General features: G+C 63.3%; 20 protein-coding genes. 14 read left to right on the top strand and 6 right to left on the bottom strand.

All coding sequences use genetic code 11. From position 1 onward, the window contains the following. Positions 1-206 precede the first annotated feature (206 nt). The 9 genes from EN949_RS10035 (at position 207) to EN949_RS09995 (ending at position 12,278) form a co-directional block, all read left to right on the top strand. Complete coding sequence (locus EN949_RS10035; RefSeq protein WP_245461850.1) at positions 207-5,222, top strand: autotransporter domain-containing protein; 5,016 nt, start codon at positions 207-209, stop codon at positions 5,220-5,222. Between the two features lie 421 nt (positions 5,223-5,643). After that, positions 5,644-6,729 carry a sn-glycerol-3-phosphate ABC transporter ATP-binding protein UgpC gene (gene ugpC, locus EN949_RS10030; RefSeq protein ID WP_127370955.1) on the top strand — a complete coding sequence of 362 codons (1,086 nt, stop codon included), beginning with the start codon at positions 5,644-5,646 and terminating at the stop codon, positions 6,727-6,729. Between the two features lie 37 nt (positions 6,730-6,766). Beyond that, on the top strand, positions 6,767-8,092 hold the full coding sequence (locus EN949_RS10025; protein WP_013529762.1) for an ABC transporter substrate-binding protein: 1,326 nt from the start codon (positions 6,767-6,769) through the stop codon (positions 8,090-8,092). A gap of 94 nt (positions 8,093-8,186) precedes the next feature. Beyond that, the gene (locus EN949_RS10020) at positions 8,187-9,137 is read left to right on the top strand and encodes a sugar ABC transporter permease (RefSeq protein ID WP_013529761.1); all 951 of its coding nucleotides are present in this window, start codon (positions 8,187-8,189) and stop codon (positions 9,135-9,137) included. A gap of 1 nt (position 9,138) precedes the next feature. Continuing rightward, positions 9,139-10,032 (top strand): carbohydrate ABC transporter permease, encoded by an 894-nt coding sequence (locus EN949_RS10015; RefSeq protein WP_013529760.1) that lies wholly within the window; start codon positions 9,139-9,141, stop codon positions 10,030-10,032. A 169-nt stretch (positions 10,033-10,201) separates the two neighbouring features. Then, complete coding sequence (locus EN949_RS10010) at positions 10,202-10,744, top strand: rod-binding protein (RefSeq protein ID WP_013529759.1); 543 nt, start codon at positions 10,202-10,204, stop codon at positions 10,742-10,744. A gap of 13 nt (positions 10,745-10,757) precedes the next feature. After that, positions 10,758-11,183: a hypothetical protein gene (locus EN949_RS10005; RefSeq protein ID WP_013529758.1), complete on the top strand. Its 426-nt coding sequence runs from the start codon at positions 10,758-10,760 to the stop codon at positions 11,181-11,183. 97 nt (positions 11,184-11,280) lie between these two features. Next, on the top strand, positions 11,281-11,796 hold the full coding sequence (locus tag EN949_RS10000; protein WP_013529757.1) for a hypothetical protein: 516 nt from the start codon (positions 11,281-11,283) through the stop codon (positions 11,794-11,796). Between the two features lie 197 nt (positions 11,797-11,993). After that, the gene (locus tag EN949_RS09995) at positions 11,994-12,278 is read left to right on the top strand and encodes an SCP2 sterol-binding domain-containing protein (protein WP_013529756.1); all 285 of its coding nucleotides are present in this window, start codon (positions 11,994-11,996) and stop codon (positions 12,276-12,278) included. Positions 12,279-12,373: 95 nt separating this feature from the next. Here EN949_RS09995 and EN949_RS09990 read toward each other — a convergent pair whose 3' ends face one another. Both EN949_RS09990 and odc2 read right to left on the bottom strand, forming a co-directional pair. Beyond that, positions 12,374-12,943, bottom strand: a complete 570-nt coding sequence (locus EN949_RS09990; RefSeq protein ID WP_063168935.1) for an N-acetyltransferase — start codon at positions 12,941-12,943, stop codon at positions 12,374-12,376. 153 nt (positions 12,944-13,096) lie between these two features. After that, entirely contained in the window at positions 13,097-14,230 is a 1,134-nt protein-coding gene (gene odc2 / locus EN949_RS09985) for an ornithine/lysine decarboxylase (protein ID WP_027161415.1), read from the bottom strand. 540 nt (positions 14,231-14,770) lie between these two features. Here odc2 and EN949_RS09980 point away from each other — a divergent pair. The 4 genes from EN949_RS09980 to EN949_RS09965 all read left to right on the top strand — a co-directional run bounded on the left by EN949_RS09980 (position 14,771) and on the right by EN949_RS09965 (position 18,841). Next, positions 14,771-15,967 (top strand): amidase, encoded by a 1,197-nt coding sequence (locus EN949_RS09980; protein ID WP_013529753.1) that lies wholly within the window; start codon positions 14,771-14,773, stop codon positions 15,965-15,967. A gap of 2 nt (positions 15,968-15,969) precedes the next feature. Beyond that, complete coding sequence (locus tag EN949_RS09975) at positions 15,970-16,869, top strand: LysR family transcriptional regulator (RefSeq protein ID WP_024502714.1); 900 nt, start codon at positions 15,970-15,972, stop codon at positions 16,867-16,869. An 89-nt stretch (positions 16,870-16,958) separates the two neighbouring features. Next, positions 16,959-17,627: a DUF1007 family protein gene (locus tag EN949_RS09970; protein WP_013529751.1), complete on the top strand. Its 669-nt coding sequence runs from the start codon at positions 16,959-16,961 to the stop codon at positions 17,625-17,627. Continuing rightward, a complete protein-coding gene (locus tag EN949_RS09965) occupies positions 17,624-18,841 on the top strand; it encodes a nickel/cobalt transporter (RefSeq protein WP_013529750.1) in 1,218 nt (405 codons plus the stop codon). The genes EN949_RS09970 and EN949_RS09965 overlap by 4 nt, the downstream gene beginning before the upstream one ends. Positions 18,842-18,866: 25 nt before the next feature. On the opposite strand, the gene denD is transcribed toward EN949_RS09965, so the two are convergent. The 4 genes from denD to EN949_RS09945 all read right to left on the bottom strand — a co-directional run bounded on the left by denD (position 18,867) and on the right by EN949_RS09945 (position 21,828). Beyond that, on the bottom strand, positions 18,867-19,844 hold the full coding sequence (gene denD / locus EN949_RS09960; protein ID WP_013529749.1) for a D-erythronate dehydrogenase: 978 nt from the start codon (positions 19,842-19,844) through the stop codon (positions 18,867-18,869). 16 nt (positions 19,845-19,860) lie between these two features. Next, on the bottom strand, positions 19,861-20,073 hold the full coding sequence (locus tag EN949_RS09955) for a hypothetical protein (protein ID WP_013529748.1): 213 nt from the start codon (positions 20,071-20,073) through the stop codon (positions 19,861-19,863). Positions 20,074-20,162: 89 nt separating this feature from the next. Then, complete coding sequence (locus EN949_RS09950; protein ID WP_024502717.1) at positions 20,163-21,131, bottom strand: cation diffusion facilitator family transporter; 969 nt, start codon at positions 21,129-21,131, stop codon at positions 20,163-20,165. A gap of 10 nt (positions 21,132-21,141) precedes the next feature. Next, positions 21,142-21,828 carry a GNAT family protein gene (locus EN949_RS09945; RefSeq protein WP_063170329.1) on the bottom strand — a complete coding sequence of 229 codons (687 nt, stop codon included), beginning with the start codon at positions 21,826-21,828 and terminating at the stop codon, positions 21,142-21,144. Between the two features lie 83 nt (positions 21,829-21,911). Here EN949_RS09945 and EN949_RS09940 point away from each other — a divergent pair, with 83 nt between their 5' ends. Beyond that, the gene (locus EN949_RS09940; RefSeq protein ID WP_024502719.1) at positions 21,912-23,096 is read left to right on the top strand and encodes a pyridoxal phosphate-dependent aminotransferase; all 1,185 of its coding nucleotides are present in this window, start codon (positions 21,912-21,914) and stop codon (positions 23,094-23,096) included. Positions 23,097-23,165: the final 69 nt, after the last annotated feature.

The following is a 23,165-nucleotide window of genomic DNA, read 5'->3' as shown; positions in this document are numbered from 1 at the left end:
CCGGCATGGTGCTTCTGAACAACGGCGCCATCACTGTTGAAAGCTCGGCCACCGTTGCTGGCGGAAACGGTGGCAATCCTGGCGCCAATTTCGGCGGTGGTGGTGGTGCGGGCATTGTTTTGAACGCCGGCGGCGACTTGACCAACCATGGCGATGTCCTCGGTGGCACGGGCGGGGCTTTAGCCACCGGCGGAACAGCCATTGTGATGGGAGATTCTGGCAGCATCGTCAACGACGGTCGCATTACCGGTGGCCGCGCCGGGGTTTCTGCATCCGCCGGTGCAGCGATCGACCTCAGAAATGGTGGGACGGTTTTTAACAGCGGAGTGATCATTGGCGGCGAGGGCAACGGTGGCCATGCCGGCGGCTCTAACGGCCCTGCTGGCGGAACCGGCAGTGGCGGCGCCCCCGGCTATATTCCCCTGACGCCCAGCAATGGAAACGGTGGTACCGGCATCGTTGGGGCCAATTTGGCGGTGCTTAACGTTGGGGAGATTACTGGGGGAGATTCTTTCTTTGGCCGGGCTAACGCCATCACCTTCACCGGCGGCGTCAACACGCTTTCCCTGCGAAACGGCTCGATTATCACCGGCAATGTCGTGGTGGAGAGTGGCGCGACCGGCTCATTGATGCTCGGGGACTATGACACGCTGCCTTCCACACCGGCCTTCAATGTCTCGAAGCTCGTGAATACGGCCACGGTAGGCGCGAGTGACGAGTTCGTCGGCTTCACGAGCTTTAACAAGGCCGGGACGAATACCGTTACCCTGACCGGCACGGGTGCGCAGGACTGGACCATCGATCAAGGCACCTTGGTCGGCGACACCAACAGCTTCGGCGGCAATCTCACCTTCTCAGGCGTGAACACCGGCGCCGTCGTCTTCGACCAGGCGAGCGACGGTACCTATGCCGGGACCATTACCGGCCCCGGCCATTTCGGCAAGGCCGGCGCCGGTACGCTGACGCTGTCAGGCGACGCTTCCGACCTCGCGGGCAACCTGGGCGTCATGGGGGGCACGCTCGACATCGACACACAGCTCACCTCTTTTACCGGGATCATTGCTACTGACGGAACTGATCCGGACGAGTGGGCAACCGCAAGAGTTTCAGGGTCGGCCACCTGGACTGCCGACGTCCTTAGGGTCGGGGATTCCAATGGGGATTCCAAAGGGAAAGGGAGCTTGATCGTCGAGAATGGGGGTCAGGTTTTCAACGATTCGGGAGTTGTGGCGTATGGCGCGGGCAGCACTGGCTCCGCGGTGATTTCCGGAAATGATTCGGGTTGGACACTCGTTGATGCCATCGCAGTTGGTCTCTTTGGCAATGGATCGCTCAGCATTGAAAATGGCGGGCAGGTTTCCAGCGGCAACAACGCCATTGTTGGTTGGGATGCTCAAGCCACCGGAATTGTGAATATTACGGGCCCCGGGTCGGTTTGGACAGGCGACTCCATCATTGCCGTTGGCGTCTTGGGCAAGGGCACGCTGACTCTGTCGGAGGGCGGGCAGGTTTCGCTTGCCGGGGGTCCTGCTATCGTTGGGTTGGCGGCCCAGCCAGGATCATTCGGAACGCTCAACATCGGTGCGGCAAGTGGGGAAGTGGCGAAGGCCGCCGGCACGGTTGATGCGGCATCGATAGCTTTTGGCGCTGGCACAGGCACGGTTGTGTTCAATCATCTGGGAAATCCCGATGGGTCCGATCTGATTTTCAGCCCTTCCCTGACCGGCTTGGGGACCATCCTCCATGAAAGCGGCACGACCGTTTTGGCCACGGACAGTTCCAGCTTTACCGGTGCCACCACTGTTGCAGGCGGCACGCTTCTTGTCGGGAACCATGCCAGTGCCGGCTTCCTCGGTGGCACGATCAATGTCGAGGACGGCGCCACGCTCGGTGGCTCGGGCACGGTGGGCACGACGACGGTTGCCGATGGCGGGCATATCGCGCCAGGCAATTCGGTTGGTACGCTGACGGTTGCCGGAAATCTGGGCCTCTCTTCAGGGTCGATTCTCGATTACGAATTCGGCAATCCAGGCGGTTCAACCGGCTCTCCGGGGATAAGCGACCGCATCGGGGTGAGTGGCAATCTGACGCTCGACGGTACGCTCAATCTTGCGCAGAGCGGCGACGTGGCCGATGGCACGGCGGGCCTCGGCTATTACCGGCTGATGACCTATGGCGGCAGCCTCACCGACAACGGCCTGGAGATCGGCACGAAGCCGCCGCTTTCCGATCCGGCCGCCTATGAGATCCAGGCGGGCGGCGGCAATGTCGACCTCTTCATCGGAGCGGCCGGCGACGACACGCTGCAGCACTGGCAAGGCGGCGACGGGACCTGGAACACCACGAACGAAAAATGGCTGAACCAGGGCGGCGATACTCTCGTCTCCTGGGCAGGAAACCATGCGGTGTTCAAGAACGAACCGGGCGGCTTCGACGGCGGCACGATCGCCGTCGAAGGAGCGCAAAGCTTCAAGGGCCTGCAATTCGTCGACAGCGGCTACCGCCTGGAAGGTTCCGGCACGCTCGCGATAGATGGTTCCGACAGCGCCGATGGCAATGCCGAGATCCGCGTGCTGGCCGGCACGGCAGCCACCATCGCGACGACGATTACCGGCGCGGGCGGGGTCAGCAAGACGCAAGGCGGCACGCTCGTCCTGGAAGGCAGCAACAGCTATCAGGGCGGCACGCGGCTTCTGGGCGGGACTATTTCCGTTTCGTCCGATGCCAATCTCGGCGCCGCAAGCGGTGCCCTGACATTCGATGGCGGCACGCTGCGGAACACGGCGGCGTTCGCGACGGCGCGCAACGTCACCCTGGATGCCGGCGGTGGGACGTTCCAGACCGATGCCGACCTGACGGCGAACGGCGTCATCTCCGGGACCGGCGCGCTCACCAAGACCGGGGCCGGCGGGCTGGTGCTTTCGAGCGCCAACAGCTACGCCGGTGGGACGACGGTTTCGGCAGGATTCATCACCGCGGCGACGACAGGCGCGCTGGGCAGCGGACCGGTGAATGTCAAGGCCGGTGACCTCCGCTTCATCAATGATGCAAGCGCCGAGAGCCTCGACATCGTCATGGAAACAAACGCAACGATGCGCTTCGATGGCAGTGCGTCGGCGGGAACGGCGACGATCGTCACTACCCAAAGCCGCATCAACTTCAACGACGAAACATCGGCCGGTGCGGCTTCGATCACCGGCAATGGTAGCAGGACGTCCTTCAACGGCAATTCGAGCGCCGCCAATGCCACGATTGGCGTTACAATCCAAGGAACGCTCGACTTCTACGACACCGCGTCTGCCGGCAGCGCCGCCATCACCAACAAGGGCGGCTTCGTTGGCTTCCATGGCGCCAACACCGCGGATGGCGCCACGATCATCAACGATACGGGGGGAAAGGTCGACATCTCCGAAATGACGTCGGACGGTATCGCGATTGGCTCGCTTTCGGGCGATGGTCTCGTCTTTCTCGGCTCGAAGTCGCTGACGCTTGGCGGATTGGATAAGAACGACACCATCGGCGGCGTCATCCAGGATGGCAGCACTGGCATCGGAGGGAGCCTCGTCAAGACCGGCGCCGGCACGCTGACGCTGAACGGCGTCAGCACCTATACCGGTCTGACCACCATCGGCGGCGGCAAGCTCGTTGTCGGCGACGGCAGCCATTCCGGGGCAAGCATTGCTGGCGCCATTGCGGTTGCAGCCGGCGGCACGCTCGGCGGTTCGGGAACGGTGGGTACGACCACGATCGCTTCTGGCGGCACGATTACGCCGGGCAATTCGATCGGCACGCTGAATGTGTCAGGCGATTACACGCAGGAGATAGGCTCGACCTACGAAGTCGAGATCAATCCGGCCGGCAATTCCGACCTGATCGACGTGACGGGCAAAGCCACCATCCAGGGTGGCACCGTCTTCGCGCTCAAGGCGCCGGGCGGCTACAGTGCCGGAACCCGCTACACGATCCTGAGCGCGGATCAAGGCGTGACCGGCACCTATGATGCGTTCGACCAGAACGCCCCGTTTGTCGACCTGGCACTCGCCTATGACGCCAGTAATATCTATCTCGACGTTGCCCGCAATGACGTGTCGTTCTGCGACGTGGCCGGCACCCGCAACCAGTGTGCCACCGCCAATGGCGCCGAAAGCGCCGGGCCGGGCAACCCGATCTACGATGCAATCGCCGGCCTTCCGGACGATGAAACCGCACGCGAAGCCTTCGATGCGTTATCTGGCGAGATCCATGCGTCCGCCAAATCGGCGCTGATCGAGGACAGCCATTTTGTCCGCGATGCCATCAATGACCGCCTGCGTGCGGGCTTCGAGGGGGTAGGTATCCCGGCAACGCCGGTGCTGGCCTATGGCGAAGGCGGTCCGATGCTGGCGCCTGCCACCACCGATCGCTTTGCCGCCTGGGGCACGGCTTTCGGGTCATGGGGCACCTTCGACGGCGACGGCAATGCCGCAGGCCTCGATACCTCCACCGGCGGCTTTCTTACCGGCGTCGACGGCCTTGTCGCGGAGGATGTGCGGCTTGGCATCATGACTGGCTACAGCCACACGAGCTTCGATGCCGACGGCCGATCCTCGTCAGGCTCGAGCGACAATTATCATCTCGGCCTTTATGGTGGCACGCAGCGGGGCGCTCTCGCCTTCCGCTCCGGGCTTGCCTATACGTGGCATGACATGAAGACATCGCGCTCGGTGGCCATGCCCGGCTTTGCCGACAGCCTGAGCGGCGACTACAACGCTGGCACCTTCCAGGCGTTCGGGGAACTCGGCTATCGCATCGATACGCCAGTCGCGGCCTTCGAGCCTTTTGCCAACCTCGCTTATGTCAACCTGCATACGGACGGCTTCACGGAAAAGGGCGGTGCGGCGGCATTGACCAGTGCAAGCCAGACCACCGACGCCACCTTCACCACGCTTGGTCTCAGAGCCTCCGCCGGCTTCACGCTCGGCGCCATCAATGCCACAGCGCGCGGCATGCTGGGCTGGCGCCATGCCTATGGCGACGTCATACCGACCAGCACACATGCCTTCTCTGCCGGTGATGCCTTCACGATCGCTGGCGTGCCGATCGCCAAGGACAGTGCCGCCATCGAAGCGGGGTTCGATCTCAACCTGACCGATGCCGCAACCCTCAGCGTCGCCTACCAGGGTCAGTTCGGCTCCGGCGTCCAGCAGAACGGCTTCAATGCAAAACTCAACGTGGAATTCTAATCAAGCGGGAAGGATCGTTCCGGAATGACTGCCCCTGACGGAAAAGGGGCCATTCAATCCGCTTGTCGCATCGCCCAGGCGGTCGTACGCCAGGAAGCGAACCTCGCGAGCGCCAGGCAGGAAGCCAGCCTTATCGCCGCCGGTCGAGCGAGCCTACAAGGACGTGCGCAACTGTGATGAACGCGAACGCTGCGACCGCAGGTGCCGGACTTGATCGCGCAGAAGCGGACGCAGGAGCAGCTGGGAGGATTGTGTGGCGCGAAGCGGACCCTCCCAAGGTTCGGCTTTCCCCTAAACGCTTTACAGCCCGGTTTGGTAGCGCTACCGTTTCGGCCTAGCGTGAGCCTGGGAGGAGCCAGGGCTGTCGCTAGCGGAAGCGTTGTTCCTTCGACGACGTCGCAGGAATTTGTTGGGAGGATCGATGGCGTCTGTCGCAATTGGCGAAGTCTACAAATCATTCGGCGCTGTCGAGATCCTGCACGGGGTCAGCGTGAACATCGAGGACGGCGAGTTCGTCACTCTGGTCGGACCATCGGGCTGCGGAAAATCAACCCTTCTCAGAATGATCGCCGGCCTGGAAAAGATTTCACGCGGCCAGATCGCGATTGGCGAACGTGTCGTCAACAACGTTGCGCCCAAGGAGCGCGACGTCGCCATGGTCTTCCAGAACTATGCGCTCTACCCACACATGACCGTTGCCGAGAACATGGCGTTCTCGCTGATGCTCAAAGGAGTTTCCAAGCCGGAGAGCGATGCAGGCGTGCGCCGCGCGGCCGAAATCCTTGGGCTGGTGCCGTTGCTGGCGCGCTATCCTCGGCAGCTTTCCGGCGGCCAGCGCCAGCGCGTCGCCATGGGCCGCGCGATCGTGCGTGATCCGGCGGTCTTTCTCTTCGACGAACCGCTGTCCAATCTCGACGCCAAACTCAGGGTGCAGATGCGCGCCGAGATCAAGGAACTGCACCAGCGCCTCAAGACCACGACAGTCTACGTCACGCACGACCAGATCGAGGCCATGACCATGGCTGACAAGATCGTGGTCATGCATGACGGCATCGTCGAGCAGATAGGGCCGCCGCTGGAACTCTATGACCGGCCGAACAATCTTTTTGTCGCCAGCTTCATCGGCTCGCCGGCCATGAATTTGCTGAGGGGCGAGATCGCTATTGACGGCTCACCCTCGTTCCGCGGCGCCGGGGGGATTTCAGTCCCGTTGGCCTCGGCACTTTCCATCCCCAATGGCGAGCCTGTGGTGCTGGGAATAAGGCCCGAGCATTTGCGGCTGTCCGACGACCAGGGCATTCCGGTCACCGTCGCGGTGGTTGAACCAACCGGGTCCGAAGTGCAGCTCATCGGCCGGACAGCCGGTGGCGAAGAGATCGTCGCCAATTTCCGGGAACGACATTCCTTCACGCCGGGCGAAACCATCCGGCTTACGGCCGAGCCCGGCCTCATCCATCTCTTTCACGGAGAAACCGGACAGAGGTTCCAAACACGTGCCGATCAGTAGGACCACAGGCAAGGACAACAAGCAGGAGGAAACGAGCATGAAGTTCACCAGACGTGACGTGATCCGCACCACCGCCGGCGCGGCGGCGGGTGCCTTGGGAAGTCGGTTCATCAGCTCTCCGGCCCTTGCTCAGGACGGACCGAAATACAAACCCGAGGATGGCGCCAAGCTTAGACTGCTGCGCTGGTCGCCCTTCGTCCAGGGCGACGAGGACCAATGGCTGGCCAACACCAAGCGCTTCACCGAAGCGACCGGTGTCGCGGTCCGCGTCGACAAGGAAAGTTGGGAGGACATTCGCCCCAAGGCGGCGGTCGCGGCAAATGTCGGCTCCGGCCCCGACCTGATGTTCGTCTGGTTCGATGACCCGCACCAATATCCCGACAAGCTGCACGACGTGAGCGAACTCGGCGAGTATCTCGGCTCGAAATACGGCGGCTGGCATGATGGACCAAAGCAATATGCGACCCGGGAAGGCAAATTCATCGGCCTGCCACTGGCCACGATCGGAAACGCCATCGTCTATCGGGAAAGCTGGGTGAAAGAGGCCGGCTTTTCGGAGTTTCCCAAAGACACGAAAGGCTTCCTGGAACTTTGCAAGGCCTTGCAGGCGAAGGGCCATCCGGCCGGCTTCACGCATGGCCATGGCGTCGGCGACGGCAACAACTATGCTCATTGGCTGCTGTGGAGCCATGGCGGCCAGATGGTCGACGAGAGCGGCAAGGTAACGATCAACAGCCCCGAGACCCTCAAGGCCATCGAATACGCGCAGGAACTCTACAAGACCTTCATTCCAGGCACGGAAAGCTGGCTCGACGTCAACAACAACCGCGCCTTCCTGGCCGGCGAACTGGCTGTCATCGCCAACGGCATCTCGGCCTACAACACCGCCAAAATCAATAAGGACAATGATCCGAAGCTGGCTGAAATCGCCAAGGACATACGCACCACCAACCTGCCCATCGGCCCTGTCGGCAAATCCGTCGAATTGTTCCAGGTGACCACGGCTGTCATCTTCAATTACACGCCCTACCCCAACGCGGCCAAGGCGTATTTGCAGTTCATGTTCGAGGAACCGCAAATGAAGGACTGGATCACCTCCTCGGCCGGATATTGCTGCCAGACCCTGAAGGCATTCGACAACAACCCGGTATGGACTGCCGATCCCAACAACGCCGCTTACGCCAAGGCTTCGGCTACTCTGCGGCCTAACGGCTATGCCGGGCCGCTCGGCTATGCTTCGGCGGCAACCATGGCCGACTACGTGCTGGTCGATATGTTCGCCAAAGCGGTGACCGGCCAGGCGACGCCTCAAGAGGCAATGGAAGAGGCCGAGAAGCGGGCAAATCGCTATTATCGCGTTTGAGCCGGCTCAGCCGGGCAGCGCGGCTGCCCGGCTGGCTTCGGATTGCGTCGCGGCCGATCCGGCCGATCAATGAGACCTCAGCAGGAGCCGACCCATGGCCGTGCCGTCAGCTGCTATCCAGCCGCGATCTTCGATCTTCTCACGGATTCTATCGCGCTGGAGCGAAAGCCGGAACGCACTTGGCTTCGGCTTCATGCTTCCGGCGGCTGCACTGCTGCTAGTCTTCCTGACCTATCCGCTGGGGCTCGGCGTCTGGCTCGGCTTCACCGACGCCCGCATCGGCCGCCCCGGCATCTTCATCGGCATCGAAAACTATGAATATCTGTGGAGCGACGCCGTCTTCTGGCTCTCCGTCTTCAACACCTTGCTCTACACGATCAGCGCTTCGATCCTGAAATTCGCGCTCGGCCTCTGGCTGGCGCTCCTCCTCAACCAGAACCTTCCCTTCAAATCGTTCTTCCGCGCGATTGTCCTGCTGCCGTGGGTGGTGCCGACGGTGCTCTCGGCCATCGCCTTCTGGTGGATCTACGATTCGCAGTTCTCCATCCTCTCCTGGGCGCTGCAGCAGATGGGACTGATCGACCACCGCATCAATTTCCTTGGCGATCCGGAGAACGCACGCGCCTCGGTGATCGCCGCCAATGTCTGGCGCGGCATTCCCTTCGTGGCCATCACGCTGCTGGCCGGCCTGCAGACGATTCCCCAATCGCTTTACGAGGCCGCGACGCTCGACGGCGCCAGCCGTTGGCAGTTGTTCCGCTATGTGACACTGCCGCTGCTGACGCCGATCATCGCCATCACCATGACCTTTTCGGTCCTGTTCACCTTCACCGATTTCCAGCTGATCTATGTGCTGACTCGCGGCGGGCCGGTGAATGCCACCCATCTGATGGCGACGCTCTCGTTCCAGCGCGGCATTTCCGGCGGCCAGCTTGGCGAGGGAGCCGCGATCGCGGTGGCGATGATCCCGTTCCTGCTTGCGGCGATCCTTTTCAGCTATTTCGGGCTGCAACGTCGTAAATGGCAGCAGGGCGGTGGAGACTGACATGGCCGCGATAGAAACGAGCAACCGCCCGAACACGGATGAAGGCGGCATGGGCTATCTTCAGAGCCTGCCCCGGCGCGTGGTGACCGTTTATCTGCCGCTCCTGATCTTCGTCATCGTGTTGCTGTTCCCGTTCTACTGGATGACGATCACGGCGGTGAAACCCAATCTCGAGATGACGGATTATGCCAATTTCAACCCGTTCTGGGTCGTCCATCCAACGCTCGAGCATATTCGGTATCTGCTCTTCGAGACGTCCTATCCGGGTTGGCTTCTCAACACGATCATCATCTCGACCGCCGCAACTTTCCTGTCGCTGCTGGCGGCGGTGTTCGCTGCCTATGCGATCGAGCGCTTGAGGTTTTCCGGGGCGCGGCAGGTCGGCTTGGCGATCTTCCTGGCCTATCTCGTGCCGCCCTCGATTCTGTTCATTCCACTGTCGGTAATGGTGTTCAACCTCGGCCTTTACGATACGCCGTTCGCACTGATCCTCACCTATCCGACGTTCCTCATTCCATTCTGCACGTGGCTCTTGATGGGCTACTTCCGCTCGATACCCTTCGAACTGGAAGAATGCGCGCTGATCGATGGAGCGAGCCGCTGGCAAATCCTGACCAAGATAGTTCTGCCGCTGTCGGTGCCCGGCCTGATCTCCGCCGGCATCTTCGCCTTCACCCTGTCATGGAACGAATTCATCTACGCCTTGACCTTTATCCAGTCGTCCGAAAACAAGACCGTGCCGGTCGGCGTGCTTACCGAGCTGGTACGTTCGGACGTCTATGAATGGGGAGCCCTGATGGCAGGCGCGCTGATCGGCTCCCTGCCGGTGGTGGTGCTCTATTCATTCTTTGTCGAGCACTACGTCTCCTCGATGACGGGGGCGGTCAAGGAGTGAGGCTGAGGCGGAAATCCCCCCCCTCGGCCGGCAGCTTCGATCCGATCCCCGCACTCCGCTCCCTCTCCTTCCCGCAAGCCTGCCACAAGCTTGTTGAGGCATGGTCTGGTCAGGGAAAACCGGTAAAAGGCGGACTTTCTTGGCGATTTCTCCACCCAGCGACATCGTTATGGATGTGGCCCGAGCCGTCGACCCGGCGGATATCGAGACCGCCCGCGCCGCGCTGGCAAAGCGGGCCGGCGGCGCTGCGGGCACGTTTTCACTCGACACCGCCGCTTCCGTCGATGCCGGCTCGATCCTGTCGCGCGCCACCGCCGACAAGGCCGCCGCCGCAACCGACCCGGCCAAGAAATTCAAGAAGTTCGAGGCGATGGTGCTGCAGACCTTCATCCAGAACATGCTGCCCAAGGACACCGAGGGCGTCTACGGCAAGGGCTTGGCCGGCGACATGTGGAAATCGCAGCTTGCCGAGCGGGTGGCGGACGTGATGGCCGAACGCGGCGGCATCGGCATCGCCAAATCGATGCTCGCCGACCACTATCTCGAAGGCAAGCGCGTCGTGCCCGTCGGTCCGGTTTCGGGCGGGCCGGAAAAGACCGAGGTCGACCAGCAAAACAGCCTGTCGACCTCGCTGGTCCATCAATTGCAGCGCAAGGCTGCGGGATCGATGACCGGTGACGAGACGACCATAAAAACAAATATCAAGATCTAAACTGGGAAACGCCATGGCCGACTTTTCGGAATCCACCCCCAACCTGCCAGCACGCACGACCACATCGGAAGCGCCGATCCCGTTCGCGCGGCCCGGCAATCTCGCCGCCATCATCGGCCGCATCGAGGAAGTGGTCGAGGAAGAGACGGCAGGCATCCGCAACGCCACCAACTATGATCTCAAGGCATCGAACGCCCGCAAGAGCCGCTACCTCTACGAGTTGACCCGCGCCATGAAGGGCGGCAGCGAAGCCGAATTCCTCGAGCAGCACCGCGAGGGCCTGACCCGGCTGCGCCAGAAGCTGGCGAAGAACGAAGCGGCGATCCTGGCGCATCTCAGCGCGGTCAACGAAGTCGCCAGCCTGCTGCGGCACGCCATCCAGCGCGCCGAGACCGACGGCACCTATTCCGCCGGCGAGTTCGGCTGGATAAAGGCGTGATGGCGAACACAGGCGACACATCGGAGATCCTGCCTCGGCAACGGCGCCGTGCCGCGTTGCCATTGCAAGGGACTGACCAAGGGACTGACAAGGCCCGATGATCAAGGTCATCGCCATCGCCGTCTGGATCTGCGCCGCAACGCTGGGCGCCGTATTCTATTCTTTCCAGGCGGCCGGCGAGCGCGGTGTCGGCGAAACGCCGAAGCCGATGCTGGGCGGCCTCGACTACGTCAAGACCGACATCATTTCGGTGCCGCTGATCCGCGATTCCGAGATCGGCGGCTATTTCCTGACCAAGCTTGTCTACACGGTCGAACCCGAGCAGATCAAGAAACTGTCCATTCCCGCCGAAGCGCTGATCACCGACCAGGTTTATTCCTACCTCTATTCCAATCCGCAGATCGACTTCACCAACAAGGCGACGATCGATCTCGATGCCTTCCGCGCCGCGATCCGCGATACCGTCAACACGCGTGTCGGGGCGCCTTTGGTGCATGAGGTTCTGATCGACCAGGTCAATTTCCTGTCGAAGGACGAAATCCGCGACAACTGGCTGCGCCGCAAGAAAAGCGAGACGGCGAGCGAAATGACCAAGGCGTTCAAGGAACACTGAGTTGCCGGGCTCGCATTCCCGGCCTCCTCCAGGCTCGCCTGCCGCAACGGCAGGAACCAACCGCCTGAATTCGCGTTGACGTAAACGTCAACCCAAAGCTATATGCGGCAGCGACCGTGATCGCGAAACCGCGGCACGGGCTTCGGCTGGATCGAAGCGCCGTTGCGAGACAGATGCAACCAGACAAGGAGAACAGCGTGAGCGTTCAGGAGATTGCCGAGAAGATCAAGTCGCGCGTGGCCAGCAGCGGGTTCGATCGTTCCGTGAAATTCGACACCGGCAGCGACGGCGTCATCGTCATCGACGGCGCAACCGTCTCGAACACCGATGCACCCACCGACTGCACCATCAAGCTCTCGCTCGACGATCTCGATTCGCTGATCGCTGGCGACCTGAACCCGACCATGGCGTTCATGACCGGCAAGATAAAGGTCGAAGGCGACATGACCGTTGCCATGGCGCTCAGCCAGCTGATCGGCTGAAGGCATGCAGGCGCCCAAGGTGGCGCCCACCAATCGCGAAAAAACGCCGCCTTTTCGGGCGGCGTTTTTGCATGAAATGCTGGCGGCTTCGTATCTCAGGCCGCCGATATCAATTCCTGCGCCTTCAGCTTGCGGCCGGCCGCCCTCAGCGTGCCGTGCACGCCGTCAAGCGCGCCTTCCACCAGTTCCAGCGCCAGCAGGCGGTGCCGCTCATAGGGTCCCGGCATGGCAAGCGAACCGGTCTTCTCGGCCGAGAAGCCGAAGCGCGCGTAATAGGGCGCATCGCCGACCAGAAGGATCGCGGCATGGCCAAGACGTGCCGCCTCGGCGATGGCATGGCGCATCAGGGCCGAGCCGATGCCGGCGTTCTTGAGCGACGGATCGACGGCAAGCGGGCCAAGCAGCAGCGCAGCCGCACCGCCCTCGCCCAGCCTGACGTCCCACAGCCGCACGGTGCCGGCGACGCCGCCCGAGCCATCGCGGGCGACGAAGACCAGGCCTTCCGAGGGCCGCCGGCCACGCCGCAGCTTCTCCGACGACTTTTTCCTGCGCTTCGGCCCCATCGCCCGATCGAGCAACGCCTCGCGCGCCGCAACATCGGCGGCGGTTTCGGCAACCATCACAAAGGCCGGTGCGTGGCCCCCAATTTCAACTGGCATTTCCATTTCCGTAATCCCTGGCGAGCGGAGATCTGTTCCACAGGCGAGCCCGGGTGGACGAAAGTCGCCCACCTGGGATGATCTGATCGGCTCTCTCAGCGCATTTTCAGGCGAAGTTGTGTCCGGTTCGCCGTTCGAAAATGCGCTGAGCAAGCGCCGTCAGATCACGTAGGATCGGAGAGGCTCGAAGCCGTTGAAGGCGACCGCCGAGTAGGTGGTCGTGTAGGCGCCGGTGCCTTCGATCAGCACCTCGTCGCCGATGGTCAGCGACAAAGGCAGCGGATAGGGCGTCTTCTCGTACATCACGTCGGCCGAATCGCAGGTCGGGCCGGCGAGCACGCAAGGTGCGGTCTCAGTGCCGTCATGCGCGGTGACGATCGGGTAGCGGATCGCCTCGTCCATCGTCTCGGCCAGGCCGCCGAACTTGCCGATGTCGAGGAACACCCAGCGCACATTGTCGTTGGCCGCCTTCTTCGAGATCAGCACGACTTCCGACTTGATGACGCCGGCATTGCCGACCATGCCACGGCCCGGCTCGATGATGGTCTCGGGAAGCGCATTGCCGAAATGCTTGCGCAGCGCCGAGAAGATCGCCTGGCCATAGGCCTGGGCGGCCGGCACGTCACGCAGATAGCGCGTCGGGAAACCACCGCCCATATTGACCATCTTCAAGACGATGCCTTCCTCGGCCAGCGTCGCGAACACCACCTTGGCGTCGGCCAACGCACGGTCCCAGGCGGTCAGGTCGGTCTGCTGCGAGCCGACATGGAACGACACGCCATAGGCGTCGAGGCCGAGCCCCTTGGCATGGCGCAGCACGTCGACGGCCATCGCCGGCACGCAGCCGAACTTGCGCGACAGCGGCCACTCGGCGCCCTCGCCATCGGTCAGCACGCGGCAGAACACGCGCGCACCGGGCGCGACGCGGGCGATCTTCTCGACCTCTTCGACGCAATCGACGGCGAACAGGCGGATGCCGAGCTGGTAGGCGCGTGCGATGTCACGCTCCTTCTTGATGGTGTTGCCGAAGGAGATGCGGTCCGCCGGCGCACCAGCGTCCATCGCCATCTCGACTTCGGCAACGGAAGCGGTGTCGAAGGACGAGCCCATCGCAGCAAGCAGGCGCAGGATTTCCGGCGCCGGGTTTGCTTTCACCGCATAGTAGATCCTGGAATCGGGCAGCGCCTTCTCGAAGGCGCGGAAATTGTCGCGCACGACATCGAGGTCGACGACGAGGCAGGGGCCGGTCGGACGTCGGGTGGCGAGGAAGTCAAGGATGCGCTGGGTGGCCATCGGGGTCTCTCCATCAGCGCCTTTCGGCGCGCAATAAGGCTGCGGGACGCGGGCTGTCGGCCTCGCGAACTCGCGGTGGACAAAGGCGGGACGGAAATCCATGGAACCAGCCGGTGGAGACCCCGGAACCATGAAGCGCCGTCTCGCGGCGGTGAACCTTGGCCTTGCCCGGCCTCGGTTCGCTTTGTCTGCCTTGGCTTGGATGGGAGACCCGTCCGCACTGCCGGCAATGAAGGTGTGCCTCTTCAGTAACCCCGGTTTTTGGACAACCGGCAGAACACCAGAAAGGCCCGCACCGTCGTTGCTTCAAGGTGTCCTCGGGCTGGCGGTTGGCCGCTAGACCGACTGGAGGGGTTGGCTCCAGTTACCTTACCGATTTCCCTCACCATTCGAGGATCGGCGGACACCCACAGGCACGTGCGACTTTGGGCAAGCGCGATATAAGGGCGAAGACTTTCACAATCAATAAAAATCGTATCGCAGGTTGTAAAATTTCTGGCGTCGAACAATGTTGCGGCAACCGTATCCGGATATCGAACGATGACAGGCACGCACGGCCCTCTCAACGCCTTTCTCGATCTTCGCCAGATGCCCGTGGCACATGCCCAGCTTGGCCCGCTGGCCGGCCTGCGGCTGGCCGTCAAGGACATATACGACGTCGCCGGCTACCGCACCGGTTGCGGCAATTTGCAAAAATTCGCCGAAAGCCACGCAGCCTCGCGCACCGCACCCGCCGTGCAGATGATCCTCGATGCCGGCGCACGCTTCGTCGGCAAGACGCAGACCGACGAGCTCGCCTTCGCGCTGTTCGGTCAGAATGCGCATTTCTCGTTTCCGGTGAACCCGGCGGCACCCGACCGCGTCACCGGCGGCTCCTCATCGGGGTCGGCGGCGGCGGTGGCGGGCAGGCTGGCCGATATCGCCACTGGTTCCGACACCGGCGGCTCGATCCGCGCGCCGGCGAGCTTTTGCGGACTGATCGGGCTGCGCACCACGCATGGCCGCATTTCGCTCGACGGCACGATGAAGCTGGCGCCGAGCCTCGACACGTTCGGCTGGTTCGCCGACGACATCGAGACCTACGAGACCGTCGGCAAGCTGCTGCTCGGCCGCGATCCGCACCAGCACGTGTTGGACCGGCCGCTGGCGCTGGATTGGCTGGACGGGCTGGTCGCCCGCCCGGCGCTGGCCGAATATGCCGGAATGAAGGGGCTGGCGGGCGCGGTTTTCGGCGCGCCGGCGACGCCGGCAATCCGCTTCTCCTCATCTCCCGATGAACTTTACTGGTGCTTTCGCCGGCTGCAGGCCAAGGAGGCCTGGGCGGTGCATGGCGAATGGATCACCAGCGGCGAGCGCGACCTCGGCCCCGGCGTCGAGGAGCGATTCGGCTTCGGCCGCGCCGTCGACGACAAGACAGCCCAGGCCGAGAAGGTGCGGCGTCTGACCTTTCGCGGCGAACTGAGCGCCCTGCTCGGCAAGGACGGCTTCCTTGTCCTGCCGACGGTGCCTGGTCCGGCGCCTTACGTGGACAGCACGCCGGAGCAGTTCCAGGCCTATCGCGAACGGGCGCTCCAGCTTCTGTGCCTGGCCGGCCTGTCCGGTTTTCCACAGATCACACTGCCCATCGGCTCGGTCGCCGGCGCCCCGTTCGGCCTGTCGCTGCTTGGCCCTTCCGGCAGCGACATTGCCCTGATACGGCTCGGCCGGAAACTTCTCGACGCGGCACGAAAGGCCTGACCATGGACACACTGACGCGCATGCGTGCCTTCATCGACGTGGTCGAGGCCGAGGGCTTTTCGGCGGCGGCGCGCAAGATCGGCCGCTCCAAGGCCTTGCTGTCGAAATATGTGCGCGAGTTGGAGGACGAACTCGGCGCTTTGCTGCTCAACCGCACCACGCGCCAGTTCTCGATGACCGAGGCCGGCCACACCTATTACCGGCGCGCCTCGGAGATCGTGCGCGAGGTCGACAGCCTGGCCGACGCGGTGCGCGAATCCTCCGGCGACGTGCGCGGCCGGATCAAGCTGTCGGCGCCGCGCACCTTCGCCGACGCGCCGATCGGCCAGTCGCTGATCGACTTCGCCAAGCAGCATCCCGACATCGTGCTCGACATCCAGCTCGACGACCGCTTCGTCGATCTGGTCGAGGAAGGCTTCGACCTTGCGGTGCGCATCTCGCGGCTGGAGAACTCGTCGCTGATCGCCAGGCGTCTGGCGCCGTTTTCGATAAAGCTCTGCGCCTCCCCCGAACTGATCGCCAAGCACGGCACGCCGACACGGCCGCAGGATCTCAGCCGCATGCCTTGCATCGTCGACACCAATGGCCGCGGACTGAACAACTGGCCGTTCAAGGGCGACAATGGCGATCCGGTCAGCGTTTCGGTGTCGGGTCCGATCGAGGTCAACAGCCCGATGACGGCGAGAGCCGCGGCCGTGTCCGGGCTGGGATTCACCGTCCTGCCGGATTTCATTGCCGCGCCCGACCTCGCGAGCGGCCGGCTGGTGTCGGTGATAGATGACCGTATCCTGTCGGGCGGCGGCATCTTCGCCGTCTACCCGCACCGCCGCTATCTGCCGGCCAAGGTCCGCGTTTTCGTCGACTTCCTGGTGCAGTGGTTCAGGACGCGTGAAGTTGCCTGACCCACTTCAGCCGAGCAGCGGTCCCAATTTCGCCCCCTTTCTGGTAACTCTCGGCAACTCTTCCGAGGCCTAGGGAATCGCGACCGAGAATGCACCTGAAACGGCACGCAATCATGCTGGCTTCGGCCTTGGCGGCTAGCTTTGCCGCCACTGGACCCGCTTACGTGCATCCACACGTCTTCGCCGAGGCTCGCCTCGATGTGATCCTCTCCCCGGATCACCAAAGCGTGAAGGCTCTGCGTCATCTCTGGCGCTTCGACGATCTGTTTTCCTCGACGGTGATGATGGAATTCGACAAGAACTCCGACCTGAAGCTCGACGACAAGGAGCTGAAGGAAGTCGCCGACACCGTTCATGCCTCGTTGGCGGAGTTCAATTACTTCCAGCTCGTCACCGTCGACGGCAAGGACGTGGCGATGACGCCGCCGCCGCATCTGATGGCCAATTTCGACAACGACCAGCTGATCATCCTGTTCGAGTCCGAACCGAAGCTGCCGATCAAGCTCAACGGCAAAATCGATATCGGCGTCTACGATCCGACATTCTACACGGCGATCGACTTCACCGAGGACTCCAACATCACGGTCGAAGGCCTGCCCTCGAACTGCACCAGCAAGGTGGTCCGTCCCGACCCCGACGAGGCCATCAAGGAAAACCAGAAGACCCTCACCGATGCCTTTTTCAATGACCCGACCGGCACCGATATGAGCAAGATCTTCGCCACCAAGCTCGAACTGACCTGTCAGCCAGAAGGATGAAGCCGGTGACGAAACCGTCCCTGCGTTTGGCATTCGGCCTGTTGGCCCTCACAGTCGCCATGATGCATTTCGCCGACGCGGCTCATGCCCAGAGTTCGCTCGGCATCGGCGTCAATGACGGCATGGCGCCCACCACCGGCCCGTTCGCCCATATCCTGATGTGGATCAATCTCAGGCAGCAGGAATTCTACCGCGCGCTGGCAACGGCGATGAAGGCGATGCGCCAGGACGGCAGCAAGATCTGGATACTCGTCGGCCTGTCCTTCGCCTACGGTATTTTCCATGCCGCCGGCCCCGGTCACGGCAAGGCGGTGATCTCGTCCTACATGGTGGCCAATGAAGTGGCGTTGCGGCGCGGCATCCTCTTGTCCTTCGTCTCGGCGCTGCTGCAGGGCCTGACCGCGGTCGCGGTGATGGGGGTCGCCTATTTCGTCCTGCGCGGCACCTCCGTCTCGATGACGGACGCAGCCTGGTTCATGGAGATCATGAGCTTTGTCTTCGTCACCCTGTTCGGCGCCTGGCTGCTGTGGCGCAAACTCGGCCCCGCCGTCCTGCGTCTGTTCGGCAAGGGCCCGGCCTACAGCCTGTCGGCGGCTCATGCCGGCCATTCTCACGCCGGTCATTCTCATGGGGGTCATTCTCATGGGGGTCATTCGCACGGCGCGCATTCGCATGCCGGCCATTCCCATGCAGCTCACAGCCATTCGGCGCATGCCCATTCGCACGCGCTGCACGCGCATGACCATGTGCACGGCCCTTCGCACGATCATCACGATCATCACGATCATGCCGAACACGATCATGCTCATCACGATCACGCGGCCGGCGAAGTCTGCGACACCTGCGGCCATTCGCACGCACCCGATCCGGCGCTGCTGTCAGGCGACCGCTTCGACTGGCGCACGGCCTGGACAGCGGTGGCGGCGGTCGGCATCCGCCCCTGCTCCGGCGCGCTGATCGTGCTCAGCTTCGCCCTGCTCAACGGCCTCTGGCTCGGCGGCCTGCTGTCGGTGCTGGCAATGTCGCTGGGCACCGCCATCACCGTTTCGGCACTGGCGACGCTGGCGGTGACCGCCAAGAACTGGGCGGTCTATTTCGCCGGCGACGGCCGCATGGGCAACCGCATCCACTCGATCGTCGAGATCGGCGGCGCCGCCTTCGTGTTCCTGTTCGGACTGCTGCTGCTGTCGGCAAGCCTGGCGAGCGGCGGATGATGCCCGACGCCACGAGGGTCGGAGTTTAACCCGCGATCTTGCCGCCGAGCTCATCCTCGATGTGAGCGCGGATGATCTCGTCAAAACTCTTTTCGGCGCTGAAGCCGAGCTCCCGCGACCGCTTTGCCTCGAAGCGCGTCGGCCAGCCCTTGACGATCGCCCAGATCGTGTCATCCGGAACCTCGCGGATCAGGCTTACCGCCTTCGGCCCGGCGATGCGTTCCAGCGCCTCGATCTGCTCGCCGACGGTGACGGCGACGCCGGGCATCGTCAGATTGCGGCGTGGCCCGACAGCGCTGCCGTCGATCCCCGCCGCATGGATCAGGAAGTTGACCGCCGAGCGCGGGCTGGCATGCGTGTGCACGACCGAGCGCGGCACCGGCAGGATCGCCTCATGGCCGCTCAACGGCTCGCGGATGATGCCCGAGAAGAAGCCGGACGCCGCCTTGTTCGGCTTGCCCGGCCGCACGCAGATTGTCGGCAGCCGGATGCCGATACCGTCGAAGAACCCGCGCCTGGAATAGTCGGCCAGCAGCGCTTCGCTCATCTGCTTCTGGGTACCATAAGAGGTCAGCGGCGTCGGATGGAAGTCATCGGGAATGACGTCCGGGAACGGCGCGCCGAACACCGCGATCGACGAGGTGAAGACGACGCGCGGCGCAAAGCCCGCCACCCGGATGGCATCGAACAGGGCGCGCGTGCCATCGAGATTGACGCGGTAGCCGAGATCGAAATTCGCTTCCGCCTCGCCCGACACGATGCCGGCAAGGTGGAACACGACGTCGGGGCGCGATGCGACCAGGCGCTCGGTGGCACCCGCTTCGGCGAGATCGCCGGTGTGCAGCGTGACGCTGACGCCATCCAGGCTCGGCGCCTGTGGCGGCACGATATCGTGGAGATCGAGCGCGGTGATCTTGCCCCCGCGCAGCGTCCCGTCCTTGGCCAGCCGGGCGATGAGCTTGCGGCCGACCATACCCGCGGCGCCAGTGATCAGAATGCGCATGTCGAAAATCCCTTGCCTATTTACCCTGGTTTTTGCGCTGGTTGCGGGCGCGCAGCCAGAACACCGAGAAGAACGCCAGCACGAAGACGATGCCAAAGGCGCCGGCCAGCACAGTGGAAAGGCTGCCGAGTGCCAGCATCACGGTCGGCAGATAGTAGGCGCCTATACCGAACAGCAGCATGATCCACGCGGCGGCGATGACCGCGTTCCTGGTGTCGCGGTCCATCATGCCGCGTCCGGAGGATGGGCGTTCGTCAAGCTGGTTTTCAAGGTTTTGCAACTCCTGAGGCAGGACGATCGACATCGATCGATCCGGTCCTAGTGATGGTGGTCGTGATATGCAGCCGCTTCATGCTCGTGCCCGTGGTCGTGCTCGTCGCCATCGTCGGCGCATTGGCCGAATTCCGGTTCCACGGTGGCATGGCTGATGCCGTGCTCGCTGGCAAGCCGCTTCTTGACGGCACTCACCGCCTGATGCGCATCGACGCCCTCGTCGAGACAGGCATGCAGCGTCGCCATGTTGCTGGTCCCGTCGAGCGACCAGACATGCATGTGGTGCACTTCGCGCACGCCCTGGATGGTCGCCTCGATATCGCTGGCGATCAGATCTCGGTCGAGGCTTGGCGGCACGCCCTCGAGCAGGACATGGGCGGCCTCCCGCATCAGCGACCACGCCGTGTAGAGGATCAGCAGTGAAACCAGGACCGACAGGATCGGGTCGATCGGCGTCCAGCCGGTCGCCAGGATGACCAGCGCCGCCGCGATGGCCGCCGCCGAGCCGAGCAGGTCGCCAAGCACATGCAGGATGGCGCCGCGCATGTTCAGGCTCTCGCGGTCGCCGCCGTGCAGCACGAAGAACGAGCCGAGGTTCACCAGCAGGCCGAGGATCGCCACCACCAGCATCGGCCCGCCAAGCACCGGCGCCGGCGCCTGCAGGCGTCCCCAGGCCTCATAGACGATCCACAGCGCGATGACGAAGATGGCGATGCCGTTGGTATAGGCCACCAGCGTCTTGACCCGGCCGAAGCCATAGGTGAGGCGAACGGTCGCCGGCCGGCCGCCAAGATGAAACGCATACCAGGCAAGGCCGAGCGCGATCGAATCGGCGAGCATGTGGCCGGCATCGGCCAGCAGCGCCAGCGAGCCCGTGAGGATGCCGCCAAGCGCCTCGGCGACCATGAAGCCGCCGGTCAGGCAGGCTGCGATCAGAACGCGTTTCTTGTCGGTCGAGCCATGCACATGACCAGGGCCGTGACCGTGCCCGGTGTGATCGTGGGTATGTGCCAATAGTGAACTCCTAAGCGCCGAATTCCGCGCGAAAATCCTCGAGCCGTCGCTTCTGCCGGCCGTCGCCATCGAAATTGGCCGGATCGAGCCACGCCTCATAGGCACTGCGCAGCGCCGGCCATTCCTTGTCGATGATCGAATACCACGCAGTGTCGCGGTTTTCACCCTTGACGATGAGATGCTGGCGGAAAATGCCTTCGAACTTGAAGCCGAACCGCTCGGCCGCCCGCTTCGATGGCTCGTTGCGGTTGTTGCACTTCCATTCGTAGCGGCGATAGCCCAGCCCGTCGAAGATGTATTTCATGAACAGGAACTGCGCTTCGGTTGCTCCCGGCTTGCGCGAGATGAGCGGTCCCCAATAGATGTTGCCGATCTCGATGACGCCGTAGGCCGGATCGATGCGCATCAGCGTCTGGCGTCCGGCGACCTTGCCGCTGGCCTTGTCGATGACGGTGAAGAACAGCGGATCCTCGCTGGCCTCGACCTTGTCCAGCCATGGCTGGAAGGCGGCGCGGGTCTCCGGCGGATAGTCGGGCAACCAGGCGAAGCGGTCGTCGATATCGGACACGGAGGACGCTTCATAGAGGCCGTCGCCGTGTTTTGCAGCGCTCAGCGGTTCAAGCCGGACGTATCGACCGTCGATGGTCTTGCGTTCAGGCCGCGGACGCGGTTGCCAATCCCTGAGATTTTCCGACACCGAATGCTCCAATCCGTTTGACTTTTGCGGGCTGAGGCTCACAAAAACGCGACCCAACAGCAAGAACCACACGGACGGGAAAAATGCTCCACACGATTTCGGCCTTCGACCGCCTTGGCGAGGAAAACGCCTTCGCCGTGCTTGCGAGGGCCACAGCACTTGCCCAACAAGGCCGCGACATCGTCAATCTCGGCATCGGCCAGCCCGACTTCAAGACGCCGCAGCACATCGTCGAGGCGGCGATCAAGGCGCTGCGCGACGGCCATCACGGCTACACGCCGGCCAATGGCCTGCTGGCGACGCGCGAGGCGGTGGTGCGCCGCACGCTGACCACCACCGGTGTCGAGATATCGCCCGAAACGGTGATGATCCTGCCCGGCGGCAAGCCGACCATGTTCGCCGCGATCCTGATGTTCGGCGAGCCCGGCGCCGAGATCCTCTACCCGGACCCCGGCTTCCCCATCTACCGCTCGATGATCGAGTTCACGGGTGCGGCACCCATTCCCGTGCCGATGCGCGAAGAAAACGGCTTTGCCTTCTCGGCCGAGGAGACACTGGCGCTGATCACCTCGAAGACCAGGCTGCTGATCCTCAACTCGCCCGCCAATCCGACCGGCGGCGTCACGCCTCGCGCCGAGATCGAGAAACTGGTCAAGGGGCTGGAGGCGCATCCGCAGGTCGCCATCCTCTCCGACGAGATCTACGACGTCATGACCTATGATGGCGAGACGCATTGCTCGCTGCTCGGCTTTCCCGAAATCCGCGACCGGCTGATCGTGCTCAACGGCTGGTCGAAGACCTGGGCGATGACCGGCTGGCGCATGGGCTGGTCGATCTGGCCGAATGGCGACAAGGGCGCCCATCTCTACGACAAGGTGCGCAAGCTGGCGGTCAATTGCTGGTCCTGCGTCAACGCGCCGAGCCAGTTTGCCGGCATCGCCGCCATCGACGGCCCGCAGGACGACGTCGACGAGATGATGCGCGCCTTCGACCGCCGCCGGAAGATCGTCGTCGAGGGACTGAACGCCCTGCCCAACATATCCTGCATCACGCCCAAGGGCGCGTTCTACGCCTTCCCCAACGTCTCGAAGACCGGCTGGAAGGCCAAGAAGCTCGCCTCGGCACTGCTCGACGAGGCCGGCGTGGCGCTGATCGGCGGCCCCGATTTCGGCATTCTCGGCGAAGGCTATATCAGGCTCTCCTATGCCAATTCCGAGGAGAACATCCTGCGCGCGCTGGAGCGGATCGGAGCGTTCCTGGCGAAGTAGGTTTGAAAGCGGGCCGGTGGCCTCTTTCCGGGTGGTTGCGGCTGGCGACAATGATGGTGTCATGATCTG

Source organism: Mesorhizobium sp. M7A.F.Ca.US.007.01.2.1 (assembly GCF_003998165.1).
Taxonomy (GTDB): domain Bacteria; phylum Pseudomonadota; class Alphaproteobacteria; order Rhizobiales; family Rhizobiaceae; genus Mesorhizobium; species Mesorhizobium ciceri.
The sequence above is the reverse complement of the archived record's forward strand: the minus strand, read 5'-3'. Positions and strand labels throughout refer to the sequence as shown.